The 10,937-nt window shown below is 70.4% G+C and carries 16 protein-coding genes; 2 read left to right on the top strand and 14 right to left on the bottom strand.

Features of this window, described 5'->3' with window-relative positions; genetic code table 11:
• Positions 1-61: 61 nt before the first annotated feature.
• The 13 genes from rpsQ to IH13_RS0101850 all read right to left on the bottom strand — a co-directional run bounded on the left by rpsQ (position 62) and on the right by IH13_RS0101850 (position 7,229).
• Positions 62-349 carry a 30S ribosomal protein S17 gene (gene rpsQ / locus IH13_RS0101910; RefSeq protein WP_028439251.1) on the bottom strand — a complete coding sequence of 96 codons (288 nt, stop codon included), beginning with the start codon at positions 347-349 and terminating at the stop codon, positions 62-64.
• Positions 349-573, bottom strand: a complete 225-nt coding sequence (gene rpmC / locus IH13_RS0101905; protein ID WP_014047786.1) for a 50S ribosomal protein L29 — start codon at positions 571-573, stop codon at positions 349-351. Before rpmC ends, rpsQ begins: the two co-directional genes overlap by 1 nt.
• The gene (gene rplP, locus IH13_RS0101900) at positions 573-992 is read right to left on the bottom strand and encodes a 50S ribosomal protein L16 (protein ID WP_014047785.1); all 420 of its coding nucleotides are present in this window, start codon (positions 990-992) and stop codon (positions 573-575) included. Before rplP ends, rpmC begins: the two co-directional genes overlap by 1 nt.
• Positions 993-997: 5 nt before the next feature.
• Positions 998-1,789: a 30S ribosomal protein S3 gene (gene rpsC, locus IH13_RS0101895; protein WP_031080473.1), complete on the bottom strand. Its 792-nt coding sequence runs from the start codon at positions 1,787-1,789 to the stop codon at positions 998-1,000.
• Entirely contained in the window at positions 1,789-2,136 is a 348-nt protein-coding gene (gene rplV, locus IH13_RS0101890; protein ID WP_004571827.1) for a 50S ribosomal protein L22, read from the bottom strand. Before rplV ends, rpsC begins: the two co-directional genes overlap by 1 nt.
• 43 nt (positions 2,137-2,179) lie before the next feature.
• Positions 2,180-2,461 (bottom strand): 30S ribosomal protein S19, encoded by a 282-nt coding sequence (gene rpsS, locus IH13_RS0101885; RefSeq protein ID WP_003966956.1) that lies wholly within the window; start codon positions 2,459-2,461, stop codon positions 2,180-2,182.
• Between the two features lie 12 nt (positions 2,462-2,473).
• Entirely contained in the window at positions 2,474-3,310 is an 837-nt protein-coding gene (rplB, locus tag IH13_RS0101880; protein WP_031080471.1) for a 50S ribosomal protein L2, read from the bottom strand.
• A 39-nt stretch (positions 3,311-3,349) separates the two neighbouring features.
• Entirely contained in the window at positions 3,350-3,673 is a 324-nt protein-coding gene (rplW, locus tag IH13_RS0101875) for a 50S ribosomal protein L23 (protein WP_003966958.1), read from the bottom strand.
• The gene (gene rplD / locus IH13_RS0101870; protein WP_031080469.1) at positions 3,673-4,323 is read right to left on the bottom strand and encodes a 50S ribosomal protein L4; all 651 of its coding nucleotides are present in this window, start codon (positions 4,321-4,323) and stop codon (positions 3,673-3,675) included. The genes rplW and rplD overlap by 1 nt, the downstream gene beginning before the upstream one ends.
• A gap of 4 nt (positions 4,324-4,327) precedes the next feature.
• Positions 4,328-4,972, bottom strand: a complete 645-nt coding sequence (rplC, locus tag IH13_RS0101865; RefSeq protein ID WP_031080467.1) for a 50S ribosomal protein L3 — start codon at positions 4,970-4,972, stop codon at positions 4,328-4,330.
• Between the two features lie 13 nt (positions 4,973-4,985).
• A complete protein-coding gene (gene rpsJ, locus IH13_RS0101860; protein WP_003948644.1) occupies positions 4,986-5,294 on the bottom strand; it encodes a 30S ribosomal protein S10 in 309 nt (102 codons plus the stop codon).
• A 517-nt stretch (positions 5,295-5,811) separates the two neighbouring features.
• The gene (locus IH13_RS43815; RefSeq protein WP_031080465.1) at positions 5,812-6,261 is read right to left on the bottom strand and encodes a hypothetical protein; all 450 of its coding nucleotides are present in this window, start codon (positions 6,259-6,261) and stop codon (positions 5,812-5,814) included.
• Positions 6,262-6,281: 20 nt separating this feature from the next.
• A complete protein-coding gene (locus IH13_RS0101850; RefSeq protein WP_031080463.1) occupies positions 6,282-7,229 on the bottom strand; it encodes an alpha/beta hydrolase in 948 nt (315 codons plus the stop codon).
• Between the two features lie 76 nt (positions 7,230-7,305).
• On the opposite strand from IH13_RS0101850, the gene IH13_RS0101845 reads away from it, so the two are divergent.
• On the top strand, positions 7,306-7,881 hold the full coding sequence (locus IH13_RS0101845; RefSeq protein WP_031080461.1) for a TetR/AcrR family transcriptional regulator: 576 nt from the start codon (positions 7,306-7,308) through the stop codon (positions 7,879-7,881).
• Between the two features lie 67 nt (positions 7,882-7,948).
• Here IH13_RS0101845 and IH13_RS0101840 read toward each other — a convergent pair whose 3' ends face one another.
• Complete coding sequence (locus IH13_RS0101840) at positions 7,949-9,154, bottom strand: hypothetical protein (RefSeq protein WP_234433191.1); 1,206 nt, start codon at positions 9,152-9,154, stop codon at positions 7,949-7,951.
• Between the two features lie 504 nt (positions 9,155-9,658).
• Here IH13_RS0101840 and IH13_RS0101835 point away from each other — a divergent pair.
• The gene (locus IH13_RS0101835; RefSeq protein ID WP_031080459.1) at positions 9,659-10,600 is read left to right on the top strand and encodes a nitroreductase/quinone reductase family protein; all 942 of its coding nucleotides are present in this window, start codon (positions 9,659-9,661) and stop codon (positions 10,598-10,600) included.
• The last annotated feature ends 337 nt before the right edge of the window (positions 10,601-10,937 follow it).

The following is a 10,937-nucleotide window of genomic DNA, read 5'->3' as shown; positions in this document are numbered from 1 at the left end:
CCTTAGCGGGAGCCCCTGCCGAGCCTGGCGGAACTGGCCTGAGGGGAGTTCCCCTCAGGGATTACTTGGCCTTCTCGAGGATCTCGACGATGCGCCAGCGCTTCGTCGCGGACAGCGGACGCGTCTCCATGATGAGGACGCGGTCGCCGACACCCGCGGCGTTCTGCTCGTCGTGGGCCTTGAGCTTGTTCGTACGGCGGATGACCTTGCCGTACAGCGCGTGCTTGACGCGGTCCTCGACAGCGACGACGACGGTCTTGTCCATCTTGTCGCTGACGACCAGACCCTCACGGGTCTTGCGGAATCCGCGGTCGCTCGTCTTGGTCTCAGTCACAGTGCTCTCGCTCATCAGACGCTCTCCACCGTCTCGATGCCCAGCTCGCGCTCGCGCATCAGGGTGTAGATCCGGGCGATGTCCTTACGGACGGACTTGAGCCGACCGTGGTTCTCGAGCTGGCCCGTCGCCGCCTGGAAGCGGAGGTTGAACAGCTCTTCCTTGGCCTCGCGGAGCTTGTTGAGGAGCTCCTCGTTGCCCAGCTCGCGCAGCTCGGACGCCTTGGTTCCGGCCGACATCACGACTCACCTGCCTCGCGCCGAACGATCCGGCACTTCATCGGAAGCTTGTGAGCAGCGCGGGTGAGCGCCTCACGAGCAATCTTCTCGTTCGGGTAGGACAGCTCGAACATCACCCGACCGGGCTTGACGTTCGCGATCCACCACTCGGGAGAACCCTTACCGGAACCCATGCGGGTCTCGGCCGGCTTCTTCGTCAGGGGGCGGTCCGGGTAGATGTTGATCCAGACCTTGCCGCCACGCTTGATGTGGCGGGTCATCGCGATACGAGCTGCCTCGATCTGGCGGTTCGTCACGTACGCCGGGGTCAGCGCCTGGATGCCGTACTCGCCGAACGCAACCTGCGTGCCACCCTTGGACATACCGCTGCGCTTCGGGTGGTGCTGCTTGCGGTGCTTGACCCTACGGGGGATCAGCATTTCGGTCAGGCCTCCGTTCCGGTGCTCTCAGCCGGAGCAGCGGCGGCGGGAGCCTCGGCGCGACCGCCGCGCTCGCCACCACGGCCACCACGGCCGGCCGGGCGGTCAGCGCCGCCACGGGCCGGACGGTTGCCGGCGCGAGCCGCTGCGTTCTCGGCGCGGACCTCGGCGATGTTCTTGACGTCGCCCTTGTAGATCCAGACCTTCACACCGATGCGGCCGAAGGTCGTCTTGGCCTCGAAGAAGCCGTAGTCGACGTTCGCACGGAGCGTGTGCAGGGGCACACGGCCCTCGCGGTAGAACTCCGAGCGGGACATCTCGGCGCCGCCGAGGCGGCCACCGCACTGGATCTTGATGCCCTTGGCGCCGGCCTTCATCGTGCTCTGCATGCTCTTGCGCATGGCACGACGGAAGGAGACGCGGGAGGAGAGCTGCTCGGCGACGGCCTGGGCCACCAGCTGAGCGTCCACCTCGGGGTTCTTGACCTCGAGGATGTTCAGCTGGACCTGCTTGCCGGTCAGCTTCTCCAGCTCGCCACGGATGCGGTCGGCCTCGGCGCCGCGGCGACCGATGACGATGCCCGGGCGGGCGGTGTGGATGTCAACGCGGACGCGGTCGCGGGTGCGCTCGATCTCCACCTTGGAGATGCCGGCCCGCTCCATGCCCTTCGTCATCATGCGACGAATGGCGACGTCTTCCTTGACGTAGTCCTTGTACAGCTTGTCGGCGTACCAACGGGACTTGAAGTCCGTGGTAATGCCGAGTCGGAACCCATGCGGGTTGACCTTCTGCCCCATTACCGGGTTCCTTCCTTGCTGCTGACGACCACGGTGATGTGGCTGGTCCGCTTACGGATCCGGTAGGCACGGCCCTGAGCACGCGGACGGAACCGCTTCAGGGTCGGGCCCTCGTCCACGTACGCCTCGCTGATGACCAGCGAAGAGGCGTCGGTGTGGTCGTAGTTGTGTGCAGCGTTGGCGATGGCGCTGTCCAGCACCTTGCCAACCGGCACGCTCGCGGCCTGCGGGGCGAAACGCAGGACCGCCTGAGCCTCCGTGGCATCCATGCCACGGATGAGGTCCACCACGCGGCGGGCCTTCATGGGCGTGACGCGGATGTACCGCGCCTGGGCCCTGGCTTCCATGGTTGTCCCTTCGGTGTGAGTCATAGTCGTTTCCACCCCGCGCTTAGCGGCGCTTCGACTTCCGGTCGTCCTTGACGTGGCCGCGGAAGGTGCGAGTCGGCGAGAACTCGCCGAGCTTGTGGCCGACCATCGACTCGGTGACGAACACCGGGACGTGGATCTTGCCGTTGTGCACCGCGATGGTGTGACCCAGCATGGCCGGGACGATCATCGAGCGACGGGACCAGGTCTTGATGACGTTCTTGGTGCCTGCCTCGTTCTGTACGTCCACCTTCTTGATGAGGTGTCCGTCGACGAAGGGCCCCTTCTTGAGACTGCGCGGCATCTAAACCCGCTCCTAGCGCTTCTTGTTCGTCTTGCGGCGGCGGACGATGTACTTGTTGCTCGCCTTCTTGGGAGAACGAGTACGACCCTCCTTCTGACCCCACGGCGAGACCGGGTGGCGACCACCGGAGGTCTTGCCTTCACCACCACCGTGCGGGTGGTCAACCGGGTTCATCACGACACCGCGGACGGTCGGGCGGACGCCCTTCCAGCGCATGCGGCCGGCCTTGCCCCAGTTGATGTTCGACTGCTCGGCGTTGCCGACCTCGCCGATGGTGGCGCGGCAGCGGGCGTCGACCAGCCGGATCTCGCCGGACGGCATACGAAGGTGGGCCATGGTGCCCTCCTTCGCCAGCAGCTGCACGGAGGCACCCGCGGAGCGGGCGAACTTCGCGCCGCCGCCGGGCCGCAGCTCGATGGCGTGGAGCGTCGTACCGACCGGGATGTTGCGCAGCGCCAGGTTGTTGCCCGGCTTGATGTCTGCGGCCGGACCGTTCTCGACGCGGTCGCCCTGCACCAGGCCGCGGGGGGCGAGGATGTAACGCTTCTCGCCGTCCGCGTAGTGCAGCAGCGCGATGCGCGCGGTGCGGTTGGGGTCGTACTCGATGTGCGCGACCTTGGCCGGCACGCCGTCCTTGTCGTGACGACGGAAGTCGATCACACGGTAGGCGCGCTTGTGGCCACCACCCTGGTGGCGAACGGTCACACGACCGGCGTTGTTACGGCCGCCCTTGCTGTGCAGGGGGCGGACCAGCGACTTCTCCGGCGTGGACCGCGTGATCTCGACAAAGTCGGCGACGCTGGAGCCACGACGGCCCGGGGTCGTCGGCTTGTACTTGCGGATACCCATTTCTCAGTCCTCGTCCGATTCCGGACGACTCGACCCCTGTTAGGAGGTCGGGCCGCCGAAGATGTCGATACGGTCGCCCTCGGCGAGGGTCACGATGGCGCGCTTCGTGTCGGCGCGCTTGCCGAAACCGGTGCGGGTGCGCTTGCGCTTGCCCTGCCGGTTGATCGTGTTGACCCCGGTGACCTTGACCGAGAAGACCGCTTCCACGGCCTGCTTGATCTGGGTCTTGTTGGAGCCGGGCGCGACGATGAACGTGTACTTGTTCTCGTCGAGCAGCGCGTAGCTCTTCTCGGAAACGACCGGCTTGACGAGAACGTCGCGCGGGTCCGAGTAGGTCTTGCTGGTAACGGTCGCCTCACTCATCAGGCGGCGCTCCCTTCGGTCTCAGCGGTCTGGGGGCCAGACACGAAGGACTCGAAAGCGGCCTGGGTGAAGACCACGTCGTCAGAGACGATCACGTCGTACGTGTTCAGCTGGCCCGGCTCCAGGATGTGCACCTGGGGCAGGTTGCGCGCGGACAGCCACGCGGCCTCGTCGGAACGCTCGGCGACCAGGAGCAGGTTGCTGCGCTCCGAGATCTTGCCGAACAGCGTCTTGACGGCCTTGGTGGAGATCCCACTCTCGACCACGCCGGTGACGACGTGGATGCGGGAGTGACGCGCCCGGTCCGAGAGGGCACCGCGCAGGGCGGCGGCCTTCATCTTCTTCGGGGTGCGCTGCGAGTAGTCACGCGGCTGCGGGCCGTGGACGACGCCACCGCCGACGAACTGCGGTGCGCGGGTCGAACCCTGGCGGGCGCGGCCGGTGCCCTTCTGGCGGTACGGCTTGCGGCCACCACCACGGACTTCGCCGCGACGCTTGGTCTTGTGCGTGCCCTGACGGGCGGCTGCCAGCTGTGCGACGACGACCTGGTGGATCAGCGGAACGCTGGTCTTCGCGTCGAAGATCTCCGCGGGGAGCTCGACGGTACCGGCCTTGTCGCCTGCCGGCGAAAGGATGTCAATGGTGCTCATTACCTCAAGCCCCCTTGGCCGCGGTACGGACCAGGACGAGGCCGCCGTTCGGACCGGGGACCGCGCCCTTGATGAGCAGCAGACCCTTCTCCGCGTCGACCGCGTGGATGGTCAGGTTCTGGGTGGTGACGCGCTCGTTGCCCATGCGACCCGCCATGCGCATGCCCTTGAAGACACGGCCGGGGGTGGCACAGCCACCGATGGAGCCGGGCATGCGGTGCACGCGGTGGGCACCGTGGGACGCCTTGCCGCCCTTGAAGTTGTGACGCTTCATGACACCGGCGAAGCCCTTGCCCTTGCTCTTGCCCGTGACGTCGACCTTGACGCCGGACTCGAACACCTCGGCAGTGACCTCCTGGCCCAGCGTGTACTCGCTGGCGTCAGGGGTGCGGAGCTCCACCAGGTGGCGGCGCGGGGTGACGTCGGCCTTGGCGAAGTGACCCTTGAGGGGCTTGTTCACCTTGCGCGGGTCGATCTCGCCGAAGGCGATCTGGACCGACTCGTAGCCGTCGCTGTCGTTGGTGCGGACCTGGGTGACGACGCAGGGCCCGGCCTTGACGACGGTCACCGGGACGACCCGGTTGTTCTCGTCCCAGACCTGGGTCATGCCGAGCTTCTCGCCCAGGACGCCCTTAATGTTCTTAGCCATCTCGCGCGTCACCTCAGAGCTTGATCTCGATGTCGACGCCGGCCGGCAGGTCGAGACGCATCAGCGAGTCAACCGTCTTCGGCGTGGGGTCGAGGATGTCGATGAGGCGCTTGTGCGTGCGCATCTCGAAGTGCTCGCGAGAGTCCTTGTACTTGTGCGGCGACTTGATGACGCAGTACACGTTCTTCTCAGTGGGCAGCGGCACCGGGCCCGCGACCGACGCACCAGTGCGGGTCACCGTCTCGACGATCTTCTTCGCCGAGGAGTCGATGACCTCGTGGTCGTAGGCCTTGAGCCGGATGCGGATCTTCTGTCCCGCCATGGCTACTAGTAGTCCTGTCTCTCAATAACGCTCTGGGACCCGATGGTTCGGTAACTCCACCTCCGACCCACGCGGTCGGGCGTGTCGCATCCCCTCTACGAAGATCTCCCGAAGGATTTCCCAACCAAGGGGGTGCGGGCCGAAACCGCGCTGCCGGGGGTGAAACCCCACCGGGTGCCTGGTCGGCGCCCCACTGACGCTTCCCGGAAGATTCCCGTACGTCCGGCCCGCATGGGGCCGACGAGTACTGTGGGACTCGCTTCCGGTCCTCCCGGCGGGAGGCGCGCAGCATTGACACTCAACCGAGCAACCTGGCTAGTGTGACACACGGGCAGCGGCACTGGCCAATCGGGTCGGGGATCTTACCCCCTGCGAGGGACCCGTCAAACGCAGGCGCCCAGAGGGGCGACACGGCCCGCCCCACCGGCCCGGCGCCCCTCCTGCTCGAACACCGCGCCGTTCTGCTCCGCACTTGTGCGGAGCAGAACGGTCCCGCACGGGGCCCCGCCCGCCCCCGTCACTCCGGTCGCGGTCGCCTCCACAGCAGCATGACCGCCAGGAGCGCCGCCAGGCACGGGGCCGTACCGGCCCAGCCCAGCGCCGGCGGCAGGCCGGTCTCGCCGGAGGTGTCCTTGGTGAGCAGCGCGGTCAGCGCGACGCCCGTGCCGAGCACGAAGAGCGCGGTCGCCGCGGGGCGGGCCCACCGTTTGCCCGTCCGGACGGCCCAGATCGTCCCGAGCCAGGCGAGGACGCCGAGGGCTCCGACGACGGTCAGCAGGACCAGGTACGTGGTGACGGCGGAGTCGACCCGTGCGTCGGTGTACGTGGGGTAGCCCGCCCGGATGTGGTCGGCCAGCAGATGGGTGGTGGCGCGGTCGAGGTACGGGGCGATCGTGGCGGCGACGGTGAGCCCGAGGCCCGCGTACATCGCTCCGGCCGCCGGCCGTCCGTGACCTGTGTTCACCATCGGGACGCCTTCCTTCCTGGTCATGCGGCGAGGGAGTCGCGGAGGAACGCGAGGATCTCCGCCCGCGCGGGTTCGGCCTGGGGCACCAGGCCCGGCATGCTGAGGAAGCCGTGCACCGCTTCGGGGTACTCGGTGAGCCGCGCGCGCGTCCCCTCCGCGCTCAGCCGTGCGGCGTAGCGGCGGCCGTGGTCGGCGATCGGGTCGCGGACCGGCACCACCACGAGTGCCGGGGCCAGTCCGTCCAGGTCGTCGGCGTACAGCGGCGAGAGCGCCCGGGAGTCGGTCCCCGGCGGAAGGGCGAGCCGCTGGAACAGCCGCAGTGTCGGCACGGCGAGGGTCTGGCTCCGGTCGTGCTCGGTGACCGAGGGGTGGTCGAGCATCGTCCCGGTCACGTCGACGGCGGGGTTGACCAGCACCTGTGCCCGGAGGCCCAGACCGGTGTCCCTGGCCCGGATCGCCGCCAGGGCGCTGATCAGCGCACCGCAGCTCTCGCCGAACACGGCCGTCCGGGACGGGTCGACGCCCCACTGCGCGGCATGCCCCACCAGGTGCCGGAGCGCCTCCCAGCCGTCGTCGACCGCGTCCGCCAGCGGGGTGCCGGGGGCGACGAGGCGGTGGTCCACCGAGACGACGACCGCGGGCAGCCGGGCGGCGAGGTGGCTGTTGACCCAGTCGCTCTGCGCCGCCGTGCCCACGAACCCGCCGCCGTGCACATGGACCACGAGGGGCAGGGCGGTGCCCTCCTCGTCCCCGGCGGACGGCCGGTACACCCGTACCGGCAGCACGCGGCCGGGCAGTGCCACCTCCTGCCACGTGATCACGGCACCGGGGTCCGGCTCCCCCGTGACGGGCCGCGCCTCCTCGGACGCCCGGAAGCGGTTCTCCGCCTCGCGGTAGGCGACCAGCTCCTCGGCCGTCACCGTCCGCCAGTCCGGCTCCGGCGGCCGTGCCGCAGTGGCCTCGCTCATGTCTGCTCCTCACCCAGATAATTTCGCGACCTCAGGTATCGATACCCAAGGTATCGGAAAAGGTATCGTGGAGGTCATGACTTCGCGCACACCCCCCAGACCGCCCGGCCGCCCACGCGCCGGTGTCCACACGGCGGTCTTCGCCGCGACGCTCGCCACGGTCCAGGAGCTCGGCTACGCACGCGCCACCGTCGAACGCATCGCCGCCGCGGCCGGCGTCGCGAAGTCGACGGTCTACCGGCGCTGGCCGTCCAAGGGAGAGCTGATCGTGGACTGCCTGCTGGACGCGTTCGGCCCGGTACCACTGACGGGCACCGACCGGGCCGAGGTCATGTCCTCGGCCGTCCACTGGGTCGCGGGGAAGATCGGCGAGCCCGGGGTGGGCGACGCGTTCGCGGGCGTGTTCAGCGACGCCGTCAGCGACCCGGCCCTGCGGGAGGTCCTCTCCGCGCGGCTGCAGGACCCGTACCGGCTCGCGCTCCAGGAGGCGCTGGGCGAGCCGGAGAACCGGGTGCTGTTCTTCATCGACGTGGTGGTGGGTACGTTGCTCCACCGGATGGGCATGACCGGTGAGCCGATGGTCGAGGACGACGTCGCGGCGCTGGTCGAGATGGTCCTGTCACACTTCGGCGGCCCGCGCCAGGCGTATTGATCACGAGCGCCCTCCGTCCCGGGCCGGGGCGGCCGTGCCGTACCCGCGCAACCGGGCCACACCTGCGTCAGGTACGCGTGACCCTGCCGCAGGAGTCGTCGTCCGTCCACGCACTGCGGTCGTACGGGTCCACGGCCGGCCCACCGGGCGCCGCGTCGGGGGCGTCGCCCGGGAACGCCGGGTGCAGGAAGCCGTCGAACACCTCGCAGGCGGTGTTGCCGACGCGGTCCTCGGACGTCAGGAGCGACAGCTTGCCCCGGGACGCCGTGTAGCGCTCCGGGTCGTACAGCACCGTCGTCAGGCGCCGCCGGACGACGGTGCGCGCCACCTCGTCCCCGTCCGCCCTCAGCAGCGGATAGACGAAGGTGTAGTCGGCGTGCACCTCGACGGAGCCCGGCCGGCCCGCCTCGAAGGTCATCCGGCCGCGGGTCTTGACCACGTCTCCCAGCAGCCGCGACTCCTCCGGGGCGAACCGGGTGAACAGGGTCAGCGGGTCATGGTCCCGGGACGGTTCGCGCAGCGCCCTCTCCAGCTCCTTCCGCCCGCCCTCCTGGGCCGGGTCCAGCAGCTCCAGCGTCGTGTCGGGCCGCTCGCCCCGCAGTGTGGCCGGGGCGAGGTTCGCCCCGACGAGGATCTGCCTGGTCGTACGCAGGGCGAACGCGACCTGGTCCTTGCTCATCCCGCCGACCGCCTTGGCCTCGGGGGCCTCGATGCCCTCCGCCCCGTCCGCCCAGCGGAGCGCGGGCGAACCCCGGAACGGCTCCTCCCGGGTCGGCCCGTGCGGGCCGCTCCCGGCCGGGGGCGCGGCGGTCGGCGGTGCCGTCTCGGCGGGCAGGGGCGCGGCGTCCACGGCGCGGCCGCCTCCCGGCAGGTGATCGGTCAGCAGGCTCGGCCGCATGGTGACGACCAGGGCGGCCACGATCACGGCCGTCCCCAGGACTCCGGCGACGCGACGCCGCCCGCGCGCGCGTCCGTTCCTCTCCTGCCAGGCCGGTCCGGTACGCCAGCCGTCCGGCTGCCACGGTTCGGCCGGCCCGCTCTTCCCGCGGCGCCACCGGCCGCCCCGGGCCCGCGCCGCCTCCTCGTCCAGGGCGCGCAGGCGGTCGGTGACCATACGGGCCCGGGCCGAGGGCTCCTTCGGGGCGGCGGCGGATCCGGCCTCGGCCTGGCGGAGGAAGTCGGCCCACTGCTCGTCCGTGGGCGATTCCTGGTCTTCGGACCGCTCCGGACGCCCTTCGGACGGTGTGCCGTGCCCGCTCACTGTGGTTCCCACTCCCCCGTCGATGCTGTCCCGGACAGTTCATGACGCGCTCTTCCGGTGGGCAAGGGGATGACGCCTTCCGTGACGATCATGTGACTGTTCCGTGGCGGCCCCCGGGCACCGGCCCGGCCCGATCGTCCTGGTTGACAGATGACGGCCCGCTCCGTGTAATGAACGCGGTGTCACGTGGCGCCGGCCACAGAGCGGTGGGCCGGCCGGCGACCGGGCGAACACCTTTCACAGGCAGGGGAATCGCCATGAGTTCGTACTCCGCGCCCCGTACGTGACGTAGCGCAGCCGCCCGTCGTCTCCCGTCGCCCCTTTGGCACCGGCACGTCGCCGTGTGCCCGTGCCCGACGGCTTCCGCACCCCCGGCCCTCCGGCCGCCGCGTGCGCGCCGTCCGCACCCCCGCGTCCGGAGACCGTGCGGCCCGTCCGTCCCGCGCACGTCATCACCGGCCGGCACCGCTCCCAGCGGTTGCGGTGACGGCCCGTACCTTCCGGAGACACAGCCATATGCCCATGTCGTTCAATGAACAGGTCATCGAGGAGTTCCGCGCCAACGGGGGAAAGGTCGGTGGCCCCTTCGAGGGCGGGAACCTGCTCCTGCTGACGACCACCGGCGCCCGGTCCGGGACCGAGCGGACCACGCCCCTCGGCTACGTCCGCCACGGCGACGCCCTCCTCGTCGTCGGGTCCGACCTCGGAGGCCCGCACCACCCCGCCTGGTACCACAACGTGCTCGCCCACCCCGTGGTCCGGGTGGAGACCCGCAGCCGCACCTTCCAGGCCCTCGCGGTGCCCGCCGAGGGGGCCCGGCGCGAGGAACTGTTCGCGTACGTCGTACGGGAGGCCCCCGGGTACGGCGCCTACCAGGCCCGCACCGCCCGGCCCCTGCCCGTCGTGGTCCTGGAACGGGCCGAGCCCGACGGCTGGGAGGACCCCGGTGACGTCACCACCCTCGCCGGCAAACTGCTGGAGGTCCACACCTGGCTGCGCGGCCAACTGCGCCACGTACGGGCGGAGGTGGACGCCCACTTCGCCGCACGCGCGGCGCACCACGGGCCCGGCGAGCCGCCGGCACCCGGACTGGGCCTGCAGATACGGCAGCGCTGTCTGGCGTTCTGCCAGGCCCTGGAGTTCCACCACGCCAGCGAGGACGGCCATCTCTTCCCCGAGATCGCCCGCCACCACCCCGACCTGGCCGGCACCTTCGACCGGCTCCGCGACGAACACCGCACCGTCGCCCGCATCCAGGCCGGGCTGGTGTCCCTGCTGGCCGGCATCGGTATCGCCGACCCGGAGCGCTTCCGGACCGAACTGGACGAGATGTCCCGGGAGTTGACCGCGCACCTCGATGCCGAGGAGAAGTCGATCCTGCCGCTCCTGGCCGGGATCCCGTGGCCGCCGGCTCCTCCCACGCGGCCCGCGGAGGGCGGTGACACCGGCACCGGCTGACCGGGGGCCGGGGCTCCCCGAGGCACCACGGCCGGCCCGGTCGGGCACTCCCCGGGCCGGCCGCCCGTTCCGTACGCCACTCGGCGCCCGGTCCAGGCAACCGGCCCTCCCCCGAGTCCGTCTGTCCGTGCGGGGGCGGCCCGACCGGCCGGCCCCCGTCGGGAGACGGTACGCAGCACAGGCGGCAGGCCACCCGCTGCGGGGGAAGCGGATGGAGCACACGGCATGACGGATCGATCCCACGCGCGACCGGACACCTCGGGCGCAACGGCCCCCGGCGCGTCCGTACCGGCCCCCGCACCGGCCGGTCCGCGCCGCCGCGCGGTCGTCGCCGCGC

The sequence above is a fragment of the Streptomyces sp. NRRL WC-3549 genome (genome assembly GCF_000721935.1).
Taxonomy (GTDB): domain Bacteria; phylum Actinomycetota; class Actinomycetes; order Streptomycetales; family Streptomycetaceae; genus Streptomyces.
The sequence above is the reverse complement of the archived record's forward strand: the minus strand, read 5'-3'. Positions and strand labels throughout refer to the sequence as shown.

Bases quoted from the DNA above. Each gene is read 5' to 3' on its own strand.
- rplC (WP_031080467.1), bottom strand. From the start codon at position 4,972: ATGGCTAAGAACATTAAGGGCGTCCTGGGCGAGAAGCTCGGCATGACC.
- rpsJ (WP_003948644.1), bottom strand. From the start codon at position 5,294: ATGGCGGGACAGAAGATCCGCATCCGGCTCAAGGCCTACGACCACGAG.
- IH13_RS0101850 (WP_031080463.1), bottom strand. From the start codon at position 7,229: ATGAGCGAGGCCACTGCGGCACGGCCGCCGGAGCCGGACTGGCGGACG.
- rpsS (WP_003966956.1), bottom strand. From the start codon at position 2,461: ATGCCGCGCAGTCTCAAGAAGGGGCCCTTCGTCGACGGACACCTCATC.
- rplD (WP_031080469.1), bottom strand. From the start codon at position 4,323: ATGAGCACCATTGACATCCTTTCGCCGGCAGGCGACAAGGCCGGTACC.
- rplB (WP_031080471.1), bottom strand. From the start codon at position 3,310: ATGGGTATCCGCAAGTACAAGCCGACGACCCCGGGCCGTCGTGGCTCC.
- IH13_RS43815 (WP_031080465.1), bottom strand. From the start codon at position 6,261: ATGGTGAACACAGGTCACGGACGGCCGGCGGCCGGAGCGATGTACGCG.
- rpsC (WP_031080473.1), bottom strand. From the start codon at position 1,789: ATGGGGCAGAAGGTCAACCCGCATGGGTTCCGACTCGGCATTACCACG.
- IH13_RS0101845 (WP_031080461.1), top strand. From the start codon at position 7,306: ATGACTTCGCGCACACCCCCCAGACCGCCCGGCCGCCCACGCGCCGGT.
- IH13_RS0101835 (WP_031080459.1), top strand. From the start codon at position 9,659: ATGCCCATGTCGTTCAATGAACAGGTCATCGAGGAGTTCCGCGCCAAC.
- rplV (WP_004571827.1), bottom strand. From the start codon at position 2,136: ATGGAAGCCAGGGCCCAGGCGCGGTACATCCGCGTCACGCCCATGAAG.
- rpmC (WP_014047786.1), bottom strand. From the start codon at position 573: ATGTCGGCCGGAACCAAGGCGTCCGAGCTGCGCGAGCTGGGCAACGAG.
- rpsQ (WP_028439251.1), bottom strand. From the start codon at position 349: ATGAGCGAGAGCACTGTGACTGAGACCAAGACGAGCGACCGCGGATTC.
- rplP (WP_014047785.1), bottom strand. From the start codon at position 992: ATGCTGATCCCCCGTAGGGTCAAGCACCGCAAGCAGCACCACCCGAAG.
- rplW (WP_003966958.1), bottom strand. From the start codon at position 3,673: ATGAGTGAGGCGACCGTTACCAGCAAGACCTACTCGGACCCGCGCGAC.